This window comes from Streptomyces sp. NPDC001513 (genome assembly GCF_042894695.1).
In the GTDB taxonomy this organism is placed as follows: domain Bacteria; phylum Actinomycetota; class Actinomycetes; order Streptomycetales; family Streptomycetaceae; genus Streptomyces.
The window spans coordinates 353,456-374,211 of the sequence record NZ_JBIAVU010000004.1 but is presented as its reverse complement, the minus strand read 5'-3'; the positions used below and the strand labels follow the sequence as shown (position 1 = coordinate 374,211).

Genomic DNA, 20,756 nt, shown 5'->3' with positions numbered 1-20,756 from the left:
CAGCCGGATCACAAAGCCCTGCTCAGCGAGTGGACGGTCCTTCAGCATGCGCTGGTATCGGTCGTGGACTCGGTCCGAGAAGCGCGGCCGCAGTCCGGACATTCGGCGTCGGCCGGGCGGCCTCTCGTCACCACCTCGACTGTGCCGAACGCGGCTGTGACCGCCTCGACATCCACATCGTCGATCCCCTCGAACACCAGCGAGTTCCAGAACGGTGCATCGGTCTGAATGACCAGCACCACCACCGTCCAGAACCGACCACAGCAGCGGCCGACAAGGGCGAACCGACTGGCGCTTTGTAAAGGACCACATCACCCTGCACGCACGCCGAGCTGAGGCGACGGGATCCCTAGTGCTGTGGCCGCACGGGTTCGGCGGGCCGGAAGGGGTATCTCTTGGGGCCTGGCCGTGCTGAAGTCGATCCGCGCCGCCCGATTGGTGATGTCATGAAGCCCCGAGCAGGTTTCCCTGCGGCACGGTCGCGACTGGTCTCAGGTTGTCTTGGTCTGGCCGCCGTCGATGAGGAATTCGGCGCCTGTGATGTTCGCGGCGCGGGGTGAGGCCAGGAAGAGCACGAGGTTGGCGACCTCTTGAGGTTCGGTGAAGCGTCCTGTGGTGATGCCCGTCTGCTGGGGCACCACCAGGTCCATGGCCTCCTGGGCCGTGGTCCCTGCGCTGGCCGCCACGGCGTCGGCGAAGCCGCCGGGGGCGGTCCAGAACGGGGTGCGGACCGGTCCCGGAGCGATGGCGTTCACCCGTACGCCGCGCGGCGCAAACTCCTCCGACAGTGCCTTGGTAAGGCTGGTCAGCGCGGCCTTGGCCGCCGAGTAGTCCACCACTGTGGGGAAGGGCATCCGGGCGTTGATGGAACTGATGTTGACGATCGCGCCTTCGCCGTCCGCGAGCAGGTGCGGCAGCGCGGCGCGGCTGGCGCGGACGGCGCTGAAGAAGTTCAGGTCGAAGCCCCGCTGCCATTGTGCGTCGTCGATGGCGAGGAAATCGGTGCGGGGCTTGGTGGCTCCGACGTTGTTGACCAGGACGTCGATCCTGCCGTGATGTTCCATCGCCGCCTGGATCAGTGCCTCCACGCCTTCGCTGGTAGCCAGATCGCCGGCGACGAAGGCCACGTCATATGTCTCACGCAACGCGGCCAGCTCACGGGTCTCGGAACGGCTTCCGGCGACCACACGCACGCCCTCACGCAGGAAGGCCTCGGTGATGGCCAGGCCGATGCCTTTGCTGGCACCGGTGACGACGGCGACTTTGTCGGTGAGCTCCAGATCCATCGGCACGCACTCCTGTGTCATGAACTCGGCATGGATTTTTCGCATGAATCGTGCATTTATGGGCATTGTGTGCGTCGGATCCTATGCGCCCTCGCAGGCACGCCGTGCCCTGCTGTTGGGGCATGAGACCACCGTCAGCTGCGGCCGGTCCTCGACTGATCCGCTGGCCCTGGAGATTGCAACGTGGTTGCCGACCCCGCACGGCCCACAGGAGTGATGACCGGGCGGTAGCTGCACAAGCAACCAGTGACATCGAGATGCGGGGCCACACCGGCAGGACCCGGAGAGTTGGGACGTAGGGTCGAGGGATGCGTGGACAGGGGTGGGCGAAGCGGATCGGCGCGGTGGCGGGGGCGGGCGCTCTGACGCTGGCGTGGGTGTTGGTGGGGTGCGACTCGGTCATGGAGGCGATGGGGGAATCGCTGCCGACGGGTAGGCCGGAACCCTGCCCGGAGGGCGGGGTGCGACTGGTCGAGGGTGAGGGGAACGCGGCGATGGGGCTACGGGTGGCCGACTTCCAGCTGATCAACTGCGGTTCGGCGGCCTACCGGTTGGAGGGCTACCCGGAGATCCGGCTGCTGGACGGGGAGGACCGGCCCCTCCAGGTGGACATCGGGCACGGGACGCACGGCGTGACCTCGTCCGCCGCGGCCGACGGGGACGCGCCGCCGCGGCGGGTGACGCTCGAGCCGGGCCAGGCCGCTACGACGGGGCTGCTGTGGCGCAACCTGGTCACCGGCTCGACCGTGCCCGCCGCCGAGGGGCGGGTGCTGGAACTCGTCCCCAAGCCGGGCGCACCCCGGCTGACGCTGCGACTGAGCGCACCAGTGGACTTGGGCGACACCGGCAAGTTGGGGCTGAGCGCCTGGTCGGCGCCCGGGCGCTGACCGCCGGCCGCCCCAGGCCGCCGCCGTCCGGCGATACCCGGGCGCCGGGCATCGTTCTGCCGCGCGTGACGGAATCGGAGGGTATCGGCTACGCCCGGGGGCTCGGGCCTCGTGGTGTCTCCGGCTACGTGTTTCTGATCTGCGCAGGCTGCGGCATCACAGGATGTCCAGAAAGTCGGAGGCGCCGCTGTCCGCGCGTCTCATAGCATCGGGCCGCACCGACCCGTCGAGTATCACCAAGGACTTTGTGAATCACTCCGATCTCCTCGCCAAGGCCCCCTCGCTCGCGGCCGGCATGGCTGCCGCCGAGCACAGCCCGGACATCCAGCTGTCCCAGACTCGTCACCGCGCCGCGCTCGTGGCGAGCTGGCACATCGCACCGGGCTCAACCGTCCTCGAACTCGGCTGCGGCCAGGGCGACATGACCGCCGTCCTTGCAGAGGCGGTCGGGCCCCAAGGGCGCGTTGTGGCCGTTGACGTGGCCGCACCCTCCTACGGGACGCCGGTCACGCTCGGGGAATCCGCAGCCCGGCTAGCGGCAGGCCCACTCGGGCCACGCATTGAATTCCGCTTCGACACCGACGTCCTCGACCCATCAGTCGACTTCCCCGAAAACACCTTCGACCACGTGGTGCTCGCACATTGCTCTTGGTACTTCACATCCCTCGGACAACTCCGCGACACACTGGCCCGGGTACGGCCGTGGGCGCGGCGACTGTGTTTCACCGAGTGGGACTTGACGCCTACCTCCGACGACCAGTTGGCGCACCTGATCGCCGTGCTGATCCAGGGGCAGATCGAGGCCGCAGGATCGCATGGCGAGGGCAACGTGCGCACAACTTTCTCCCGTGAGGCCCTGCTGCGGCTCCTGCCCGAGGCCGGCTGGACGGCCGATGGCAGCAGGCCGGTCGATACCGAAGAACTTCAGGACGGCGACTGGGAAATCGCTGCATGCCTCGACCTGGTGGAAACGGAGGAGCGTCTGGCCGTGCTGCCCGAGCCGGTGCGACAGCTCGTCCTGAGCCAGACCGACGTTCTCCGGGCCATTGCCAAGCCGCACGGCAACCGCGCGCTCACCGCGTATTCAGTCACCGCGCGCTGAGGCTCACGCCTTCCAGAGCCGGGTCCGAGACACCACGGGGGTGGATCCATGACGTGGGAACGTCCTGCGTACTACGAACTCGGCTACGGCGAGGACTTCGGCCTGACCGCCCTGACCGAACGCCTCAGCCGTCCCGGCTCCGCCACCAACCCGGCCGCCGCGCTCGGGTTCGCGGAAGAGCTGGCCGACCGGTCGGAGGGCGAGGAGGCCGTCGAGCTGGGCGAGGACGCCCGCCGCCTGCTGGCGTCCGAGCTCCCGGAACGGGTCCTCCACACGGTGTGGCTGGCCTCCACCGGGAACGCCTTCGACCCGACCAGCCACGGCATGACCTGCCGTGCCTGGCTGGAGCGGATCTCGGAGGTGTCCACGGCACGGCTCCGGCAGAACAAGGCTTCCTATATGCCGCCGCCGGTACGGCCGGTACGGGACACGCGGCTGAGCCAGGCGGTCGTGGCGGAACTCCGCGTCACGGCCCCGGCCCTGGCGCACGCATCTCCGCTGCCGAAGCTCGTCGACTGCCTGGAGCAAGTGGTGACCGGCGCCGACGCCGATCTCGGCATGCGCCTGTTGCTCCGCGCGCTCAAGGCGTACTCCGTGCCCGTCCCGTACGGGCAGTACCACCGCCTGGTGGCCCTCGGCTGGCAGTTCGGCCTCCCCCCGGGCGCCGTACACGACGGCCTCACGATCACCTGGCCGCCGGTCAGCGCCGCCTCCCGCCACGGCATCAACGGGGACTTCGGGCTCTCCCGACTCGCCAGGCAGTTCACGGCGGGCTGGCACTACCGCACGCCCCGCGAGGCAGTCGCAGCCGCCGCGAAGGCAGACGGCTACGAGCGCCCTCCGGGGTCGGAAGCAGCGGTACTCCTGGAGGACACCCGCCGGGTGCTCGATTCCGGCCTGTCCGATCACGCGATCACCGTATTGTGGCTGGCGGCAACGAACCGCGGCTACAACATCGACTGGTTCGGCGTCGGCGGCCGGGAGTGGCTGGAGCAGGTCGCCGAAGTGTGCGAGGAGCACCTGACCGAGGTCGCACCCGCCTACGTCCCGGCAGTCCCGACACCGGCCACCGGTGCCGGCGACGAGGTCCTGAGCGAGATCCAGGGCATGTCCCCCCTCGCCGCGAGCACGGCGGTCAGCCCCGACTTCCACCCCCTTGAAGGCACCACGGTCATGGAAGCCCTGGAACAGATCGCCACCCAGGCCGACCCCGACCTCGGGTTCCGTCTGCTTCTGCGCACAGTGGAGGTCCTCCAGCTGCCGCTCACCGAGGAGCAGTACACCCGCTACGAGGCCCTCGCCAGCCGTTTCCACTACGGCGAGGACCACCTCCTCTTCTCGGTTGACCACCTGGTGCAGCGCACTTGACCCACCTGCCCGAACCGGTACGCACAACCAGAGCGCCCCTTCCTCCGGAGGGGCGCTCTGCGTCATCGGATCCTCAATCGGAGGCGCCGTTCGGCGTGCCGGGGCCGAACCACCAGTCCCAGCTCGGCAAGCTGCGCCAGCGGCTCCTCGGTGACTTCGTCGCGTCTGCTTTTGGTGTTGGCCAGCCACACCCCGAGTCTGACCTCGGTCCCATGCCCACCAGGACTACGGGGCGCGGCCGGTGAGCGGCAGCTCCCAGTAGCTCCCAGTGCGCGAACCCTGCTGTGCGACTACGCGGACGAGGTCGACGGGGTACGCGTCATTTGCCTCATTGACCGCTGCGGATCTCGTCGATGCGCTTCGCCAGAGCCTGTGTCTCCGCGATCAGCCGCCCGTGGGCCTTCTTCTGCTCCTCGGCACCCCGGTCCCTGAACCCCCCGCTGAAGTGGGGTTGGAGCTGGGTCCACCAGCCGTAGTCGAGCATGGCCCACGCCTGTGGGCAGAGGGGGGCGCGGGTCTTCGGGAGATAGCCGCTGTCGACCAGGGACTTCTGGTACGTCTTCGGGTCGCTGCCCTCCAGATAGCACAGGAAGTTGAAGGCTCGTTGCTGGGTAACGGGGTGGTCGCTCGACATGCCCTCCAGGGTCGGCGTGCCTTCCTTGCGCGCGATCTCGTCGAAGAGGATCGCGGCGGCCAGCGACGGGCCCGGCCCTACCTCGTTGACGGTGTAGAAGGACGCGAAGCCGTCCGCCGCGTCCTCTTCGAGGCCGAGGTTGGCCAGGAGGAGCTGGCGTTGCAGGGCGTGGCCCATCTCGTGGCCGAAGATGAACTCGGTCGACAGCACGGTCAGGTCGTCGGTGTTGTACTCGGACGCGGGGAACGGGGCGGGCCGTTCGACGGTCTTCACGACGTCGGCGAGGGCCTTCTCGATCTCGGTCAGGAACGGTGGCGGGACGAAGATCGTCCTGCCGTCGGGCTGGGTGACGGCGTCGGTGACGCCGGGCGGCACGGCGGTGGTGACCTTCACGACCATGTCGTGCGGGAGGGTGAGTGATCTGTTCACCCAGTCGGCCGTACGCTCCAGCACGCGGGAGTTCCGGATCAGTGCCACGGCCTCCCGGTCCTCCGGTTTGACCGTTTGGGCCTCGTAGACGACGGTGACCCTGCCGGAGCGCGCCGCCTGGGGGCGGGGCCCTGCTCCAGGCCCCTGCCCGGCGTCGCGGGCCTCGCCACCGCACCCGGTCGAGACGACCCCGGCGAGGACCAGCACGCCCGCTAGGACGATGTGCGCCCGCTTCGGGCAACCGGCGGTGTTCGGCATCCTTGATCGGCTCCCGTCGCGTGTCCCCGCACTGATCCTCCGGCCGTCCGGAGGCGGGTGCCCGTCGAGCCGCCCGTACGGGGGACCGTTCGCTGTGTGGGCGACGGGCCGGCAAGCGCCAGACCTGGCAGCTGGACGCCGCGCACCGCTTCCGGTCCTGGACGGTCGAGTCGGGCAGCGGGTCGACCTGGGTGCAGAACTCCGCCCGCGTCAACCACTACGCCGGCGACTCCGACAGCCCGAGCTGGATCGTCGAGGACGCGGCCACGGGCCAGGTGACCCGCAACGTGGACTCGCTCGGCGGCGGCCTCGCGGCGACCACTGGCAAGACCGGTCAGGTCGTGCTCCAGCTGTCCTCGCTCCACGGGGACGTGGCGCTCCAGCTCCCGCTGGACGCCGCGGTCGCCCCGGTGGTCCTCGACACGGACGAGTACGGGCAGCGCCGGGCCGGGATCCCGGCCGCCCGCTACGGCTGGGTGGGCACCGACCAGCGCTCGGCGGAGACGCAGTCCGGCCTGGTCCTGATGGGGGCGCGGCTCTATGATCCGGTCACCGGACGGTTCACCTCGGTCGACCCGTCGGTCGACCCGGTCGAAGGCGGCAACGCCAATGCCTACGACTACTGCTCCGGCGAGCGCTGGTCGGCTGCAAGGACGTCAGCGGGAACTTCGGCATCAACGACATCTGGCACGAGGGCAAGGCGTGTGCCAGGTACTGGTGGGCCTGCTGGGGTGTTGCGGACGTGAGCTGGTGGGCGTCCAGGCGTTCGGCGACGCCCACGAGGGCAAGCACCGGTACACCAAGAACAAGTACGACCGGGCCGACTCCATGGCGGACTTCCACAACAACAGGGTGGGACGCAGCATCGGTTCGCAGATCACGGCGTGGACGCGCTGGGGTGCCCAGAGTGCCGCCTGCAGCCGCTGCCAGCGGGCATGGAACACGGGGAGGATGGCCAACCGCGGCGACTACATGTGACCGACCGCGGGGCGCGGGGCGGTCGTCGACCGCCCCGCGCCCCGCGCCTACCTCATCCTCACGGAGAAACGCATGCCGGTGAACCAGATGCCGCGCCCGTCCCGTCGACTGCCCGTCGGCTGGGCCATCACCCTTGCCTTCGATTTCCTGGCCACGATCCTGGCATCCCTCGTGCTGTGTGCCGTGGGCCTGCTGCTGCCCGGGATCACGGAGGACCACGGCCCCACCACCGAGCCCACCTCACCCAGGGCCCTGGCCTTCTTCCTGACCGCCCTCCTGCTGGTCTTGTCACTCCTTGGAACGGCGGTCCTCCTCTCGCGGGCCGGGACCGAGCGCCTGCGCGCCCTCGCCCTGTGGCTCTCGGCGGTTCGTCTCGCGCTTGTCGTGCTCCCGGCCGCCGCCTTCGGCGTGTACGGCATCGTCACCATCGAGCTCGCCTGACGCGACCCCGGTGCCCGCCTTCGGCGGCGGTTCCTCCGCAGCACACCGTCGGGGCGTGGTGCATGATCGGTCCTTCGGCGAACTCTCCCAGGGTCGTACCGGTGGTGCTGATCCCGATGTCACCGGACCATCCCCGCCAGTCAGCCGGGATACGGCAGCGTGGCCTGACGGGTCGGCAGGGATCACGACTCCGTATCTGATTGGGAAGCGGAAGAGAAGAGTCCCTTTTGTGCGTTGAGGAGCCGGTAGCGTACGCGCGTTCGATCTCGTACACGTCCCCAAGGAACCCTTCATGGCCACGCCTCCCGCGCCGCAGTCCCCCGACCAGCCCGCCGCTCCCGGCACGTTCGACGCCCCCGTCGCGCCGTCCGAGCCCGCGAAGAAGAAGGGCGTCCTGGGGAAGAAGATCCTCGGCGTCGTCGTGGCGATCGCGGTCGTACTGTTCTGGCGCCTGGGCCTTCCCTACCTGACGGGCGAGGCCCCGGTGCACGCGGAGGCCGGCGACTGTGTCGTCGTCACCGGCCCGGAGAACGACCCCAAGGTCGAGAGCGCGAGCTGCACCGAGAAGGTGGCCGACCTTTACAAGGTGATCAAGGTCGTCGACAACACCTTCAACCTCGACAAGTGCGAGGGCGTGGCCGAGGTCGCTCTCGCGCAGCAGCTCGAGTCGGACAAGTTCGTCCTCTGCATGGAGCCCGTCAAGAACTGACGCCCCACACATGGCCGTAGGGGCCGGACCCGCCGGGTCCGGCCCCTACGGCGTCCCGCAGGCTGTCAGGCGGTGCGCCCGTTGCAGAAGCTGGACGCCGTCACCGGGCGCTGCTGTTCACCACGGCCGGGCACGGCGGCACGGTTCTGGTGCGGGGAGGCGATGGGGAACCACAACCGCCCGCAGTGGGACGCCGACATCGACTTGACCAGACCGCTCGCGGACGTGCACGCGCACCTGACTGTGCTCCGGAGCACGGCGGTTGTCTGCCGGAGTGGCTCACCGTGGTTCTGGCCGAGCTGACGAAGTGGACGTCCGAGGCCGCAGTGCGGACAACGCCGGCCGCGTCCGCCGCCTTACCGTCCACCTCCCCGCCCCCTACGCCAGCGTTGGGTGGGCCGATCCGTCGAGCGCGGTGAGCAGCTCGTGCTCGCGGGCCGTGCTCAGGCCGGCCCGCCGGGGCCGGTCCAGCCCCTCGGCGCGCTCCCACCGCAGGAGGGCTTCCAGCATCTCCGCGCGCGGGCGATGGCGCAGCCCGGCCGCGCCCGCGGCGGCCCCGCTGCGCGAGGAGAAGCCAGCCCACTCCGGGTCCGTCATCCACATGGCCAGCGACTCGGGACCCATGAACTGCTCCACCCCCTGGTCGAGGAGCCACTGCGGGTCCGCCGTCGCCACCGGGCCTTCGTGGCCGCCCACGCGCCGCGACAGGTCGACCCACTCGTCGAAGGGGACGACGGGTCCGACGGCGTCGAAGGTCCCGGTGGATCCCCGCTGCGCGAGGTCCAGCAGCCAGCCCGCGAGGTCGCGCACGTCGACCGCCTGGGTCGGCAGCCCGGGGGAGCGGGGTACGAGCATGGGCTGCTCCACCTCGCGGGCGGAGCGGGCCACCCAGTACCCCGAACGCCCGCTGTGGTCGCCGGGCCCGCCGATCAGGCCGGCCCGGGCGACGACGAGCCGGTCCCCGACCGCCTCGCGCGAAGCCGCCTCGCAGGCGACCTTCGCCTCCCCGTACGCGTCCCGCTCGACGTACTGCCCCTCGGCCGGTGCCAGCAGCGCGGCCGACTCGTCGGCGCCGACCGTGCCGTGGTCGGCGTAGGCGCTGACGGAAGAGACGTACGTCCAGTGCCGGGCCCGCCCCGCCAGGGCGCGGAGCGCGCCGCGGACGAAGGCGGGCTGCCAGGACACCTCGATCACGGCGTCCCAGTCGCGGTCGAGCAGGTCGGCGTAGGCGGAGTCCTGCTTCCGGTCCGCCGCGACCAGCCGTGCTCCGGGGGCTACGGTCCCGCTCTCGCCGCGCGCCAGGCACGTCACCACGTGCCCGCGCCCCAGCGCCTGCCCTGCTATCTCACGGCCCAGCCACGCGGTCCCGCCCAGTATCAAGAGGTTCATCCGCCCACTTCAGCACACCGGGAGCGCCGGAAGACCCCGGGTTCGCGCTCGGCGAAGGGCCGTCACAGGTCGCGCCGCATGCAGGCGCGGGGCCACCGGTCCAGGCCGTGTTCCGACTCGCGGGCCCGGATCTCCCGCAAGCCGGGGGCGAGCCCGCCGTCGTCCAGCAGCCGGAAGCCGCAGCGCGCGTAGTACGGGGCGTTCCACGGCACTTCGGTGAAGGTGGTGAGCGTCAGGGCGGGCACTCCCTCGCGCGCCGCGAGGCCGGCCAGGTGCTCCAGCAGGGACCGGCCGATTCCGCGGCGCGCACGGTCGGGATGGACCGACACCTGCTCGACGTGGAGGTTGCCGTCGACGCGATCGGCGATCAGGTACGCGACAGGGACGCCCGGGCCGGTGTCGACGTCGGGGCCGTCGACCGCGACCCAGGCCATCCCGGCCCGCTGGTAGCGGCCGAGCTCGCCGAGCGTCAGCGGCTCGTCGTCGGCTATCTCCCGCATGCCGATGTCCCGGAAGCAGATCCCGGCGGCCCTCTCGATGTCCTGGAGGGCGGTCAGTTCGTCCATGTGTGCTGCGCGAATGGGCATGGGCGCATTGTCGGTGGGCGGGCCTTCCGACGGCACCCGGGTATTGCCGCCCCAATGCGGCCATAACCGGTCGGCCCGGCCGGACCGTTGTGCTCCGTACGAGTTCTCTTGGGGTGCCCGTTCGGCCCCAGAGCCGAGCCATGATCATCATTTTGGCCCTCCATCGGTTTGATACGGCTATGCCACGAATGCGACGGACACAACCGACCAGGGTGTGGGGTGCCGTTGCTGCGGTGACGGGGGCCATGCTGGTCGTCGCCGCAGCACCGGGCCGGGCGCCCGATGCGGACACGACGGAGCGGACCCTCGCCGGTCCGCCGCGGGAAGCAGCGGTCACGCTGCTGGTCGGGAGGGTGCTGGAGGAGGGCCACGAGGCCGGCGGAGGGCGGTGCGCGGTACGCATGTTCCGGCCCGGACTGTGCAGCGGCTGGCAGGAGCAGCGGGTGCTCGCCACCGCCCGCGGGGTGGGAGCCGTACTGAAGGAGCCCGCCCTGTACGAGGGCAGCGCGGCGCGCGCCGCCCGGGAGCAGGTGCTTCCCACGGACGCCGGCGGGCCGCTCGAGATCACCCTCGCCGACTCCGGCCGCCTCACGGACGTGACCGTGCAGGACGGACACGGCCGCCGGCTGGCCGGTGAGCTCGGCCCGCACAGCGAGCGCTGGCTGAACACCGAGCCGCTGAGGGCGGGGGAGACGTACACCGTGCGGGTCGGCGCCCAGGACACGGGCGGCATCCCGGTCGGCGTGACCATGGCCTTCCGGACGGCGCCGGCAGCGGACGGGGGCAGGCTGACGGCCGAGTTCGGGCCCGGCCCCGGCACGTACGGGGCCGGGGAGATCGTGACCGCCACGCTCAGCCGGCCGGTCCCCGCCGACGACCTCGCGGCCCGCGCCCGCCTGGAGCAGGCCCTGCAGGTGACCTCGGAGCCCCACGTGGAGGGGGCCTGGCACTGGGTCGACGACTCGACCCTGCACTACCGGCCGCGTACGTACTGGCCCGCGCACACCGTGGTCCGCGTGCGCAGCGGTCTCGACGGGGTCCAGGTGGGGGACCACGACTACGGAGGTCCCTCCGACGACCTGCAGTTCACCATCGCGGACCGGATCGAGGCCGTCACCGACTCCGCCACCCACCGGATGACCGTACGCCGCAACGGACGGATCATCAGGACGATCCCCGTGACCACCGGCAAGGCGGGCTTCCGGACCCGCAGCGGAATCAAGGTCGTCCTGCGCAAGGAGCCCAAGGTCCGGATGCGCGGGGACACCGTCGGCATCCAGCGCGGCACCAAGGAGTTCTACGACCTGCCCGTCCTCTACGCGACGCGCGTGACCTGGAGCGGCGAGTACATCCACGCCGCGCCCTGGTCGGTCGAGGCGCAGGGCGAGGAGAACGTCAGCCACGGCTGCACGGGCATGAGCACCGAGGACGCCGCCTGGTTCTTCGAGACGGTCCGCGAAGGCGACATCGTGGAGGTGGTCAACAGCGGCGGGGCGAAGATGGCCCCCTTCGACAACGGCTTCGGAGACTGGAACATGGACTGGCGGACCTGGCTCGCGGGCAGCGCCCTCGCGGACGCGGGGGGAGACCCGCACGGTTCGCCGCTCTCCCCGTCCCGGCTGCACCCGACCACCTGACGCCCCGCCACCGGGCGCCCGGCCTGCCCTACGATCACCACATGATCAAAGGAGTGATGTTCGACTTCTCCGGCACGCTGCTGCGCATCGAGTCGACGGGGGAGTGGCTCGCCGCCGCCCTCGCGGCGACGGGCGTGTCCCTGGCCGAGGGGGAGTTCGACGAGACGGTGCGGCGGCTGACGGAGTACGGCGCCCTGCCGGGCGGTCCTTCGCCCCGGCAGGTGCCCGCACACCTCGAAACCCTCTGGCACGAGCGGGACATGAGCGCCGAACAGCACCGGGCCGCCTACGGTGGGCTGGCCCGGGCGGCCGGTCTGCCGGCGCCGGAGCTGCTGGCGGCCCTCTACGACCGCCACATGAGCCCCGCCGCCTGGCGGCCCTACCCGGACACCGAACCGACGCTGCGTGAACTGCGGCGACGGGGGCTGCCGGTGGCCGTGGTCAGCAACATCGGCTGGGACCTCCGGCCGGTCTTCCGCGCGCACGGGCTGGACGAGCTGGTCGACACCTACGTGCTCTCCTTCGAGCTCGGCGTACAGAAGCCCGACCCGGAGATCTTCCGGGTCGCCTGCGGTCTGCTCGGGCCGGCGCCCGCCGACGTACTGATGGTCGGCGACGACCGTCACGCGGACGGCGGCGCGCGGGCGCTCGGCTGCCCGGTCCACTTCGTGGACCACCTGCCGGTCGACCAGCGCCCCGCCGCACTGGAGCCGGTCCTCGGCCTGCTCGAAGCGCGGTAGCGGGACCGGTCAGGCCGCGGCGTCGTCCACGTTCCACTCCCGCGGCAGCGCCCCGTCGCAGAACACGCAGACGAAGTCCTCCTCCCGCACGATGTTCAGCTCGCGGCAGGCAGGGCACCTGCGGAACACCACCTCGTGGGTGAACCCGCGCGGGTGCGCTATCCCGGCCGCGTCCAGCGCGTCCGCGACGGCCGGCCACGAGCCGGGGTCCGGGCAGTAGCCCGTCGACTGGTTGCTGACCTCGCGGACCGCCCAGCGACCGGACTCCGGGCGGAAACCGATCTCACCGGCGCTCAGGACCGGTCCACCGCCGGCGCACACCACGTGCTCACTGCGGCGCGGCGCCAGCCGCAGGACACCGGAGGTGTCGACGACGAAGGTGAAGGGCTCGGCCGGTTCCGCCGGCGTCCGGGCCGACGCCGACGCCCAGTCGTCGAAGTCCGCCGCCGTGCGGATCCTCCGCCCCTCGTTCCCCGGCCGTACCAGCGCCCGCAGTTCGGCCGGCCCGACGTACCGGTAGCTTCGCCCTCGCCCTTCCATGGCCGTCAGCCTAAACCGGCAGGCGGAACGCCCGCCCGGTGTGCCATTCTCGGGGCCATGCCCGAAACCAGGCCCGACACCGATGGCGGACTCGCCCTGAACCGTGCGCTGTGGAACGAGCGTGCCCGGATCCACGGTTCGACGCCCACCGACCGGTTCTACGACGTCGAGTCGTTCGTCGCGGGCCGCGAGACCCTCTACGCCGTCGAACGGGAGCTGGCCGGTGACGTGGCCGGCAAGGACCTGCTGCACCTGCAATGCCACTTCGGGATGGACACGCTGAGCTGGGCCCGCCGAGGAGCCCGGGTCACCGGGGTCGACTTCGCACCGACGGCGATCGATCGGGCCCGGCTGCTGGCCGACAGGACCGGTCTCGACGCCACCTTCGTCGAAGCCGACACCCAGCGGCTGCCCGCCACCCTGGCGGCGCGCTTCGACCTGGTCGTCGCCACGTACGGGGTCCTCTGCTGGATCGCCGACCTCGACGGCTGGATGCGCGGGGCGGCGATGGCGCTGCGACCCGGGGGCAGCCTGGTCCTGGTCGATCTGCATCCGGCGTTCCAGTCGGTCGCCGCCCTCGATCCGCTGGTCGTCGACTGGCCCTACGGCGGCGGCGAGCCCCAGCACGAGACGGTGACCGGCACCTACGCCGAACCCGACCTGAGCCTGCCGGCGCAGGACAGCGTCCAGTACCCGTACTCGATCGGGGAGATCGTCACCGCGGCCGCGTCCGCGGGCCTCACGGTGAAGCACCTGGGCGAACACGTCGCCGCCGAGTTCGACCCGCGCGGCTTCCTGTCCCCGGGCCGGGACGGCCTGTACCGGCTCCCGTTCGGGGACTCCCACCTCCCCGTCCTGTACTCACTGCACGCCGTGTCACCGCTGCCGCACGCCTAGTCTTCCCGGGGTCCTCAACTGTGGGACTGGCTGTAGTGCCGGGCGAACTCCTCGAAGTAGGCCGCCTCGCCCCGGTACTTGATCTCGTCGAGGTCCGGGGCGGCCTTGATCTGGTCTTTGGTCCGGTTGATGTAGATCTTCCTCTCGGCCGTGTCGATGCGCTCGATCGTGCCGGCCGGGAGGAGTACGTGCTTGCCGAAGATCCAGATGCCCGTGTCGACGACGAGGTGGGCGGCGTCGACGGCATCGGAGTGCTTGTCGACCTTCCCGATGCTGCCGTCGGTGGCCTCGACCTTGAACCCGACGAGGTCGAGGCCCGGCTCGTGTCCGGAGGCCGGGTCGTAGCCCCAGATCTTTTTCTCGGTCATGGCTCATCCCTCTCCGTACGAGGTGACCGTCCCCGGGCGGGTACGTGCCACCGCCTCCCGGGCGCCTCCCCGGATCCGGCCGGCCCATGCGCGGGACGCAGGCATCCGGCCGCCCCTTCCAGGATGCGCCTCGGCTGAAGCTTTGCCTGCGGCAGGTGCACGCGGAGTAAGCGCGGGTAAACCCTTCATGACCCCGTTACGGCCCCCGTTTGCCTTCGGTTGAAGGGATGATTCCGCATGGTTCCTCGTATTCGTCGTTCCTCAGCCGGAAATCCCTCCGATGTCGCTACGGGGAGAGCGTCCGGCGGTGGCCCTCTGGCGGCCGACCCTGACGTGGCGCGGGCGGTCGGGATGATCATGGCGCTGACGCCGTGCTCCGCCCGGGACGCCCGCGTCGTGCTCGCGTCGGCGGCCAAGGCCGCCCACGTCACGGTCGCGGAGCTGGCCGGGGCCGTCATCGCCGCACCGCACGGCACGGCGCTTCCGGCCCACGTCGAGCGGGCCCTGCGCCACGCGGTGGAAGCGGCCCGCAGCCCGGTCCGCCCCGCGCCCGCGCCGGCCCCACCGGTGGCCATGCTCGCCAACCGCGCCCTGACCGAGAAGCTCCTCGCCCGGTTCCGGGCCTGTCAGGCCACCCTGGCCGCGGAACCCGGCAGCGAGGACGCGCGCCGCGAGATGGACGACGTGGCGTACACCCTGTGCGTGCTGATGGGCCGACTCCGCGCGTACGACGCCGTCATGGCGGCCCAGGACCGCCTCGACCTGTCCGCGTAGCGCCGGGTCCGTCCCGACCACTCGGCGCGCGGGTTCGGGGGCCACTGCACCGGATGAAGGCTGCCGGAGCGGAAATGCGCCCGGTTCGCCCTTCGGCGCCGCGAGCCTGCCGTCCATGAGGGCCGTGGGCCGGCACCGGTAGCCAGACCGGAACCAGGGCGTGTGTGCCGGGCCGGACACGGGGCAGACGCCCTGTAGGCGGCCGAGAGGCAGCGACCGGAACCGATCCAGGAGAGGAAGGTGTGCGGCGTGACCACCGGCGACCCCTTGCTCCGGCAGACCAGGCCCGCACAGACGGTGGACGCGTGCGAGGCGCGCGTGCTCGTGGCCGGACTGCTCGCCCCGGCGCCCGACGGGTCCGGGCCGGGCGACGCCGTCATCGCCGACGCCCTGCTCGTCACGTCGGAACTGGTCACCAACGCCTTCCGGCACGGGGGCGGACTCACCGGCTTCACCGCCGAGACGGACGGCCGCACCCTCACGATCACGGTCAGCGACGCCAGCAGTGAGGCTCCCCGCACCGCCGCGGACCACGGCGCCCTGTCGGAGGGCGGCTTCGGATGGGAGCTGGTCCACATCCTGGCACGGAGGGTCTCCGTGGCCCTCCTCCCCGGCGGCGGCAAGACCATCGAGGTCACGCTCGCCCTGGCATGACCGACGGAGGCGCCGGCGCGGCTGGGCCGGCGTTCGCGGCGAAACTGGTCCGCCCCGGGTTCGTGACCACGGGGCGGCAGCCGATGTCTGCCCGGCTCGTACGGCCTCAAACCACCCGGCGGGGGACCACCGCCGGGGTCACCGCGGCCCCACCAGCTGGCCGAAGGCCAGCGCACCTCGGCGGTCCACCACGAGTCGCGCCGCGGCTCGACGGCCACGCGCGTGCCGCCCGTTCATGCGTGCAGGCAGGCGTTGGAGACCGCCTCGGAGACCCCTCCCACCCGAGGCCCTGGTCCTGCACGGCTGCTGCCCGGGGTGCCGACCGGCCGCCGTCGGCGGATACGGCCGTGGGGTATGCGGACGGCGAAAACCGGGCCGGTGGCGAGTCGACCGCCACGCAAAGGGTATAAATCGGTGTGAAGCCGACTGTATGGTCCGGCTTCCCCGTCGGAGGCGGAGGCCCCCTCTCATGACTCCGAACACGTCCAGTACCCCGTACTCCTCCTACGCGTACCCGTCGTACACGGCGCGCCGTGACCCGGCCGATCCGCTGGCCGAGCCCCGGAAGGCCAGCACGGCCGACGCCCGGGCCCTCTCCGCGGTCCTCTTCCGGCGGCTGGGCACCCTGGCGGAGGGAACCGCGGAGTACTCGTACGTCCGCAACACCCTCATCGAACTCAATCTCAGCCTGGTCAAGTTCGCGGCCCGCCGCTTCCGCGGCCGCAGCGAACCCATGGAGGACATCGTCCAGGTTGGCACCGTGGGCCTGATCAAGGCCATCAACCGGTACGACGTGACGCGCGGCGTGGAGTTCACCTCGTTCGCCCTCCCCACCATCACCGGCGAGATCAAGCGCTTCTTCCGTGACACCAGCTGGGCCGTGAAGGTGCCCCGTCGCCTCCAGGAGCTCCGCCAGGGCCTGGCCAGGGCCTCGGACGAGCTGGAGCAGACCTTGGGCCGGCTCCCCACCGACGCCGAACTGGCCGCGCACCTGGGGATCGGCGACGCCGAGCTGGCGGAGGGCCGGCAGGCCGCACAGGCCTACTCCTCCCGCTCCCTCGACATGACCGTGCAGGAGGACGCCGACCCCGGCACGGCCCAGCGCGCACTCGGCCGGGAGGAACCGGCATACGAGCGGATCGAGGACCTGGCGGCCCTCAAACCGCTGATCGATCGGCTGCCCGAGCGGGACCGGGAGATCCTCTCCCTGCGCTTCGGGCAGGAGCTGACCCAGTCCGAGATCGGAGAGCACCTCGGCATCTCGCAGATGCACGTGTCGCGCCTGCTCAACCGCACCCTGCGGAACCTGCGCAGCGGACTCCTGACCGATGAGCCGCCGGCCGGTGCCCCGCCGGCCGACGAGCCGGCGGCGGAGCCGTCGCCGGACCCCGGCGAGGGCGGAGCACGGGCGGTACGCCGGGAAACCGCGGCGTACCGCTGACGACAGGGCACGGGCAACCGGGGCCCGGGGACCCGGGACCCGGGCCGGGTTCAGGCCGGGCGGGAGAAGACCCGCCTGGTCAGGCGGTGCAGCCGGGGGTAGCGCTCGCGCCGCATGCGGGAGTGCCGGTCCAGTTCCTCGATGAGCCGCTCCGAGCGCTTGTCCACGCCCAGTTCGTCGAGCACCCGGTCCGCTTCGGCGAGCAGCGCCCCGTACAGCTGCCAGGCCCCCGGATGGACGCCCGCCTCCGTCTGGAGCAGCACGGCGAGGCGGTCCCGGCTGACGCGGGCCGTCGACAGTTCGTGCGCGAGCTTCTCCTCGGCCTGTTCGGCGTTGGCGCTGACCTGCGCGGTGATCAGCTCCGCGAAGCTCTCCACGGCGACGGCCAGGTGCCCGTACAGCTCGCGCAGCGCCTCGGCGATGGGCGGTGGGAAGAGCGGACCCGTCGACTGTGCCTTCGCGAGGTCCGTCAGGGTCCGGCAGGAGACCCGCAGTACCACCGCGCAGATCTCCAGGGTGTCCAGCCCGGTGCGGAGCACCAGGCGGAACAGGAGTCCCTCGCGCACCCGCGGGTTCAGCCGCAGGCTGTCCTCCGCCTGCCGTAGCGACGCGTCGACGAGCGCGATGTCGTTGTCGAGCCGACGGGCCTCGTGGAGGTGGGCGGCGGCCTTCTCGACGGGCGTGTGCTCGGCGAGCTGGTCGCCGATGTGACCGAGGAGGGCACGCATCCGCCGGGCGAGGTCCGTGATGGCCTCGCTCGCCGGCCCGATCCACACGGGAGGTACGAACAGGAAGTTGAACAGCAGACCGACCACCGCGCCGATCAGCGTCTCCAGCACCCGGTCCCAGGCGGTGTCCGTCACGCTGGTCACGCCCAGCACCAGCATCGCGCTGATCGCGACCTCGGGTACGAACTCCCCGGCCTTCACCAGCGGCCCGATGGCGAGCGAGACCAGGATGATCAGCCCGAGGCTCCACCAGGTCAGGCCCACGAGCGCGCTGAAGCCGATCGCGAGCAGCACCCCGGCCACGACCGAGTTGACCCGCCGGATACCGGTGGTGAGCGTGGAGTAGAGGGTGACCTGGACGACGAGCAGCGCGGTGAGCGGAGCCGTCAGGGGCGCGGGTTCGTCACTGAGCCGGAGCGCGACGACGTACGAGATGACGGCGGCCGCGGTCGAGCGCACGGTCTGCACGACCGCGGGCTCCCGGTGACGGCGGACGAGGGCGCGCAGGGGGGCGGTGGCTTGTGGCATGTTCCGCCCCTTCCCCGCCGACGGGAAGATCAACGGGGTGTCGACGCGCCTCTTGCGGCGCACGGGCCGCCGCGGCCGTCCCCGCTCTCGCCGCCGAACCAGTAGTCGCCCGCGGCCAGCGGCCACGAGGACACCGCCCGGTCCCGGGGCTCGGCACCGGGGCCCCGGGGGTGGCGGCGGACCTCGGCCTCTTCGTCAGGACGCTCGCGTTCCAGCACAGGAAGACTCCCTTCAGCGGGGTGGGGGACTGTTCCATCCTCGGGGCCCGCACCCGATGGCGCACGACGAGAGCGCGCGCGGCAGCTCCCGGCAGGCTTTCCGGCCCGGCCGGACGCGCCCTTCAGGGAGCGGTGCTCTGTGTGGTGATCAGGTCGATCAGTGCCGGCAGGCCGCCGTCGCGCAGCGCCTTGCGCTGCCGTTCGGCCGCGGTGCCCTCCCGGAGCAGCCGGTGGACGAGGGAGGTCACCTCGCGGACGTCCCCGGCCTCCTCCAGCGCGGGCAGGATGTGCCGCACGAGCAGGGCCACGGCCGCACGGGCCTCCAGCCGGGCGCCGTCCGGTCCGACCAGAGGTCCCGACACGCCGTGCCGGGCGGCCTGCCAGGTCGCGGCCTGCAGCATCTCCTGCGCGCAGGGGGGCGCGGGCACCCCGCGGGCGGCGTCACGGAGGGCGGTGGCGACCAGCGCCCGTACGATGCCCGCGAACATCACCGCGTCGTCGGCCCGCAGTTGCACGTCGGCGCACCTGATCTCGACGGTCGGATACTTCTCCGACAGCCTCGCCTGCCAGTACAGCTGGCCGATGTCCGCGATGACGCCGGATTCCACCAGTTCGGCCGCACGCAGGTCGTAGTCCGCGTCGTCACGGAACAGGGGGGTGGGGCCGCTCACCGGCCAGCGTCCGAAGACCACGGTGCGCCAGCTCGCGAACCCGGTGTCGTGCCCCTCCCACAGCGGGGAGTTCGCCGACATCGCCAGCACCGTGGGGAGCCAGACGCGGATCCGGTTCAGCACGTCGACGCCCAGCGCCCGGTCCGGGATTCCGACGTGCACGTGCATGCCCGTGATCAGCTGTTCGTCGACGAGGCGAGCGGCATGGCTGCGCATCGCCTGGTAGCGGCTGACGGGGGTGACGGGCACCGGCGCGATGCCCTTGACCGGCGCGGTTCCGGTCAGCGCCGCCTTGCAGCCGCTCGCCTCGGCGGCGGAGCCGACGGCGTGCCGCAGCCGCAGCAGGTGGCCGCCGACCTCCCCCAGGTCGGTGCAGACGGGCGTGGCGACCTCGACCTGGGCCTGGAGGAGCTCGGCCTGCACCTGGTCCCCCGCGGAGACCGGATCGAGGCCGGCGGCGACCCGTACCGCGGCGCCGTGGGGCACCGGCAGACCCGTCTCCGGATCCACCAGCAGATACTCTTCCTCGACCCCGACAGTGATCATCTGTGTGCGTACCCTGCCGTCGTCCGATGTGTGCGAGCGATGTGTGCGTCCGTCTGCCCGCCACGGCCGTTCCGCAAACCGGCCGTCACCTGGGGCGCGTACCCGCCGGGAAGCCGGCTCAGGTGGCAGGGTGGACGACATGTGCGGCCGTTACGCCTCCACCCGCAGCCCCGAGGACCTCTCCGGCCTCTTCGGGACCGCGCCCCCGGACCCGGGGCACCTGCTGGAGCCGAGCTGGAACGTCGCCCCCACCGACGCGGTGTGGGCGGTGCTGGAGCGCGCCGACCGCGAGACCGGGCTGCTGGAGCGCCGGCTGCGCCCCCTGCGGTGGGGGCTGGTGCCGTCGTGGTCCAAGAGCGCGACGGGCGGCGCGAAGATGATCAACGCGCGCGTGGAGACGGTGCACGAGAAGCCGGCCTACCGGCGCGCCTTCGCCAAGCGCCGCTGCCTGCTCCCGGCGGACGGGTTCTACGAGTGGGATCCCGTCCCGGCCTCCGGCACCGCCAAGGCGTACAAGCAGCCGTACTTCATCCGCCCCGAGGGCGGCGAGGTGATGGCGATGGCCGGGCTGTACGAGTTCTGGCGCGACCCCGCCGTCGCCGCCGACGACGATGCCGCGGCGTGGTGGGCGACCTGCACCATCCTCACCACCGAGGCCACCGACGCGGCCGGCCGCGTGCACCCGCGCATGCCGCTCGCCCTCGCCCCGGCCGACTACGAGGCCTGGCTCGACCCGTCCCACCAGGACGCGGACGAGCTGCGCGCCCTCCTCGCCGCTCCGGCGGGCGGCCGGCTGGACGTCCGCGCGGTGTCGACCGCCGTCAACAACGTCCGCAACAACGGCCCCGAACTCCTCGACGCGCCGTAGTGCCGGCGTAGAACCGGCCGCAGTGCGGGTCGCAGCGAGGGCCGCGCCACCGTACCGAGAAGCCGCCGAGGGTCCGGC

At 71.6% G+C, this 20,756-nt stretch carries 23 protein-coding genes; 14 read left to right on the top strand and 9 right to left on the bottom strand.

Features of this window, described 5'->3' with window-relative positions; translation table 11 throughout:
- Positions 1-41 precede the first annotated feature (41 nt).
- Positions 42-245 carry a hypothetical protein gene (locus tag ACFYZ4_RS10995; RefSeq protein WP_390783668.1) on the bottom strand — a complete coding sequence of 68 codons (204 nt, stop codon included), beginning with the start codon at positions 243-245 and terminating at the stop codon, positions 42-44.
- A 246-nt stretch (positions 246-491) separates the two neighbouring features.
- Positions 492-1,286, bottom strand: coding sequence for an oxidoreductase (locus tag ACFYZ4_RS10990; protein WP_351303276.1), 795 nt, complete (start codon positions 1,284-1,286; stop codon positions 492-494).
- Between the two features lie 308 nt (positions 1,287-1,594).
- On the opposite strand from ACFYZ4_RS10990, the gene ACFYZ4_RS10985 reads away from it, so the two are divergent.
- The 3 genes from ACFYZ4_RS10985 to ACFYZ4_RS10975 all read left to right on the top strand — a co-directional run bounded on the left by ACFYZ4_RS10985 (position 1,595) and on the right by ACFYZ4_RS10975 (position 4,643).
- Positions 1,595-2,173, top strand: coding sequence for a DUF4232 domain-containing protein (locus tag ACFYZ4_RS10985; RefSeq protein ID WP_390783667.1), 579 nt, complete (start codon positions 1,595-1,597; stop codon positions 2,171-2,173).
- Between the two features lie 247 nt (positions 2,174-2,420).
- Positions 2,421-3,275: a class I SAM-dependent methyltransferase gene (locus ACFYZ4_RS10980; RefSeq protein ID WP_390783822.1), complete on the top strand. Its 855-nt coding sequence runs from the start codon at positions 2,421-2,423 to the stop codon at positions 3,273-3,275.
- A 48-nt stretch (positions 3,276-3,323) separates the two neighbouring features.
- Positions 3,324-4,643 carry a hypothetical protein gene (locus ACFYZ4_RS10975; RefSeq protein ID WP_390783666.1) on the top strand — a complete coding sequence of 440 codons (1,320 nt, stop codon included), beginning with the start codon at positions 3,324-3,326 and terminating at the stop codon, positions 4,641-4,643.
- Between the two features lie 328 nt (positions 4,644-4,971).
- Here ACFYZ4_RS10975 and ACFYZ4_RS10970 read toward each other — a convergent pair whose 3' ends face one another.
- Entirely contained in the window at positions 4,972-5,964 is a 993-nt protein-coding gene (locus ACFYZ4_RS10970) for a DUF4344 domain-containing metallopeptidase (RefSeq protein ID WP_390783665.1), read from the bottom strand.
- Positions 5,965-6,155: 191 nt separating this feature from the next.
- Between ACFYZ4_RS10970 and ACFYZ4_RS10965 the strand changes: the two genes are divergently transcribed.
- The 4 genes from ACFYZ4_RS10965 to ACFYZ4_RS10950 all read left to right on the top strand — a co-directional run bounded on the left by ACFYZ4_RS10965 (position 6,156) and on the right by ACFYZ4_RS10950 (position 8,092).
- The gene (locus ACFYZ4_RS10965; protein WP_390783664.1) at positions 6,156-6,710 is read left to right on the top strand and encodes an RHS repeat-associated core domain-containing protein; all 555 of its coding nucleotides are present in this window, start codon (positions 6,156-6,158) and stop codon (positions 6,708-6,710) included.
- 4 nt (positions 6,711-6,714) lie between these two features.
- Positions 6,715-6,942 carry a hypothetical protein gene (locus ACFYZ4_RS10960; RefSeq protein WP_390783663.1) on the top strand — a complete coding sequence of 76 codons (228 nt, stop codon included), beginning with the start codon at positions 6,715-6,717 and terminating at the stop codon, positions 6,940-6,942.
- 72 nt (positions 6,943-7,014) lie between these two features.
- Positions 7,015-7,383 carry a hypothetical protein gene (locus ACFYZ4_RS10955; protein WP_390783662.1) on the top strand — a complete coding sequence of 123 codons (369 nt, stop codon included), beginning with the start codon at positions 7,015-7,017 and terminating at the stop codon, positions 7,381-7,383.
- A 292-nt stretch (positions 7,384-7,675) separates the two neighbouring features.
- Entirely contained in the window at positions 7,676-8,092 is a 417-nt protein-coding gene (locus ACFYZ4_RS10950; RefSeq protein WP_390783661.1) for a hypothetical protein, read from the top strand.
- A 378-nt stretch (positions 8,093-8,470) separates the two neighbouring features.
- Here ACFYZ4_RS10950 and ACFYZ4_RS10945 read toward each other — a convergent pair whose 3' ends face one another.
- The gene (locus ACFYZ4_RS10945; RefSeq protein ID WP_390783660.1) at positions 8,471-9,481 is read right to left on the bottom strand and encodes an NAD-dependent epimerase/dehydratase family protein; all 1,011 of its coding nucleotides are present in this window, start codon (positions 9,479-9,481) and stop codon (positions 8,471-8,473) included.
- A 62-nt stretch (positions 9,482-9,543) separates the two neighbouring features.
- The gene (locus ACFYZ4_RS10940) at positions 9,544-10,068 is read right to left on the bottom strand and encodes a GNAT family N-acetyltransferase (protein WP_390783659.1); all 525 of its coding nucleotides are present in this window, start codon (positions 10,066-10,068) and stop codon (positions 9,544-9,546) included.
- 233 nt (positions 10,069-10,301) lie between these two features.
- On the opposite strand from ACFYZ4_RS10940, the gene ACFYZ4_RS10935 reads away from it, so the two are divergent.
- Complete coding sequence (locus tag ACFYZ4_RS10935) at positions 10,302-11,705, top strand: Ig-like domain-containing protein (RefSeq protein ID WP_390783658.1); 1,404 nt, start codon at positions 10,302-10,304, stop codon at positions 11,703-11,705.
- A gap of 41 nt (positions 11,706-11,746) precedes the next feature.
- Positions 11,747-12,445, top strand: coding sequence for an HAD family hydrolase (locus ACFYZ4_RS10930; protein WP_390783657.1), 699 nt, complete (start codon positions 11,747-11,749; stop codon positions 12,443-12,445).
- Between the two features lie 9 nt (positions 12,446-12,454).
- On the opposite strand, the gene ACFYZ4_RS10925 is transcribed toward ACFYZ4_RS10930, so the two are convergent.
- Entirely contained in the window at positions 12,455-12,985 is a 531-nt protein-coding gene (locus ACFYZ4_RS10925) for a hypothetical protein (protein WP_390783656.1), read from the bottom strand.
- Between the two features lie 57 nt (positions 12,986-13,042).
- Between ACFYZ4_RS10925 and ACFYZ4_RS10920 the strand changes: the two genes are divergently transcribed.
- Positions 13,043-13,882, top strand: coding sequence for a class I SAM-dependent methyltransferase (locus ACFYZ4_RS10920; RefSeq protein ID WP_390783655.1), 840 nt, complete (start codon positions 13,043-13,045; stop codon positions 13,880-13,882).
- Positions 13,883-13,896: 14 nt separating this feature from the next.
- Here ACFYZ4_RS10920 and ACFYZ4_RS10915 read toward each other — a convergent pair whose 3' ends face one another.
- The gene (locus ACFYZ4_RS10915) at positions 13,897-14,250 is read right to left on the bottom strand and encodes a PRC-barrel domain-containing protein (RefSeq protein WP_351299538.1); all 354 of its coding nucleotides are present in this window, start codon (positions 14,248-14,250) and stop codon (positions 13,897-13,899) included.
- Between the two features lie 357 nt (positions 14,251-14,607).
- Here ACFYZ4_RS10915 and ACFYZ4_RS10910 point away from each other — a divergent pair, with 357 nt between their 5' ends.
- The 3 genes from ACFYZ4_RS10910 (at position 14,608) to ACFYZ4_RS10900 (ending at position 17,119) form a co-directional block, all read left to right on the top strand.
- Positions 14,608-15,024: a DUF5133 domain-containing protein gene (locus tag ACFYZ4_RS10910; RefSeq protein ID WP_384351329.1), complete on the top strand. Its 417-nt coding sequence runs from the start codon at positions 14,608-14,610 to the stop codon at positions 15,022-15,024.
- Positions 15,025-15,273: 249 nt separating this feature from the next.
- The gene (locus tag ACFYZ4_RS10905; RefSeq protein ID WP_351299531.1) at positions 15,274-15,678 is read left to right on the top strand and encodes an ATP-binding protein; all 405 of its coding nucleotides are present in this window, start codon (positions 15,274-15,276) and stop codon (positions 15,676-15,678) included.
- Between the two features lie 469 nt (positions 15,679-16,147).
- On the top strand, positions 16,148-17,119 hold the full coding sequence (locus ACFYZ4_RS10900; RefSeq protein WP_390783654.1) for an RNA polymerase sigma factor SigF: 972 nt from the start codon (positions 16,148-16,150) through the stop codon (positions 17,117-17,119).
- A 50-nt stretch (positions 17,120-17,169) separates the two neighbouring features.
- Here the strand turns inward: ACFYZ4_RS10900 and ACFYZ4_RS10895 are convergent, their stop codons facing one another.
- Complete coding sequence (locus ACFYZ4_RS10895; RefSeq protein WP_390783653.1) at positions 17,170-18,375, bottom strand: aromatic acid exporter family protein; 1,206 nt, start codon at positions 18,373-18,375, stop codon at positions 17,170-17,172.
- 340 nt (positions 18,376-18,715) lie between these two features.
- The gene (locus ACFYZ4_RS10890) at positions 18,716-19,810 is read right to left on the bottom strand and encodes a glutamate--cysteine ligase (RefSeq protein WP_351299523.1); all 1,095 of its coding nucleotides are present in this window, start codon (positions 19,808-19,810) and stop codon (positions 18,716-18,718) included.
- 139 nt (positions 19,811-19,949) lie between these two features.
- On the opposite strand from ACFYZ4_RS10890, the gene ACFYZ4_RS10885 reads away from it, so the two are divergent.
- Entirely contained in the window at positions 19,950-20,678 is a 729-nt protein-coding gene (locus ACFYZ4_RS10885) for an SOS response-associated peptidase (RefSeq protein ID WP_390783821.1), read from the top strand.
- Positions 20,679-20,756 lie beyond the last annotated feature (78 nt).

Excerpts from the sequence above, each read along its gene's own strand:
- ACFYZ4_RS10990 (WP_351303276.1), bottom strand. The coding sequence starts at position 1,286 with ATGGATCTGGAGCTCACCGACAAAGTCGCCGTCGTCACCGGTGCCAGC.
- ACFYZ4_RS10985 (WP_390783667.1), top strand. The coding sequence starts at position 1,595 with ATGCGTGGACAGGGGTGGGCGAAGCGGATCGGCGCGGTGGCGGGGGCG.
- ACFYZ4_RS10975 (WP_390783666.1), top strand. The coding sequence starts at position 3,324 with ATGACGTGGGAACGTCCTGCGTACTACGAACTCGGCTACGGCGAGGAC.
- ACFYZ4_RS10970 (WP_390783665.1), bottom strand. The coding sequence starts at position 5,964 with ATGCCGAACACCGCCGGTTGCCCGAAGCGGGCGCACATCGTCCTAGCG.
- ACFYZ4_RS10955 (WP_390783662.1), top strand. The coding sequence starts at position 7,015 with ATGCCGGTGAACCAGATGCCGCGCCCGTCCCGTCGACTGCCCGTCGGC.
- ACFYZ4_RS10950 (WP_390783661.1), top strand. The coding sequence starts at position 7,676 with ATGGCCACGCCTCCCGCGCCGCAGTCCCCCGACCAGCCCGCCGCTCCC.
- ACFYZ4_RS10945 (WP_390783660.1), bottom strand. The coding sequence starts at position 9,481 with ATGAACCTCTTGATACTGGGCGGGACCGCGTGGCTGGGCCGTGAGATA.
- ACFYZ4_RS10940 (WP_390783659.1), bottom strand. The coding sequence starts at position 10,068 with ATGCCCATTCGCGCAGCACACATGGACGAACTGACCGCCCTCCAGGAC.
- ACFYZ4_RS10930 (WP_390783657.1), top strand. The coding sequence starts at position 11,747 with ATGATCAAAGGAGTGATGTTCGACTTCTCCGGCACGCTGCTGCGCATC.
- ACFYZ4_RS10925 (WP_390783656.1), bottom strand. The coding sequence starts at position 12,985 with ATGGAAGGGCGAGGGCGAAGCTACCGGTACGTCGGGCCGGCCGAACTG.
- ACFYZ4_RS10920 (WP_390783655.1), top strand. The coding sequence starts at position 13,043 with ATGCCCGAAACCAGGCCCGACACCGATGGCGGACTCGCCCTGAACCGT.
- ACFYZ4_RS10915 (WP_351299538.1), bottom strand. The coding sequence starts at position 14,250 with ATGACCGAGAAAAAGATCTGGGGCTACGACCCGGCCTCCGGACACGAG.
- ACFYZ4_RS10910 (WP_384351329.1), top strand. The coding sequence starts at position 14,608 with ATGGCGCTGACGCCGTGCTCCGCCCGGGACGCCCGCGTCGTGCTCGCG.
- ACFYZ4_RS10900 (WP_390783654.1), top strand. The coding sequence starts at position 16,148 with ATGACTCCGAACACGTCCAGTACCCCGTACTCCTCCTACGCGTACCCG.
- ACFYZ4_RS10895 (WP_390783653.1), bottom strand. The coding sequence starts at position 18,375 with ATGCCACAAGCCACCGCCCCCCTGCGCGCCCTCGTCCGCCGTCACCGG.
- ACFYZ4_RS10890 (WP_351299523.1), bottom strand. The coding sequence starts at position 19,810 with ATGATCACTGTCGGGGTCGAGGAAGAGTATCTGCTGGTGGATCCGGAG.
- ACFYZ4_RS10885 (WP_390783821.1), top strand. The coding sequence starts at position 19,950 with ATGTGCGGCCGTTACGCCTCCACCCGCAGCCCCGAGGACCTCTCCGGC.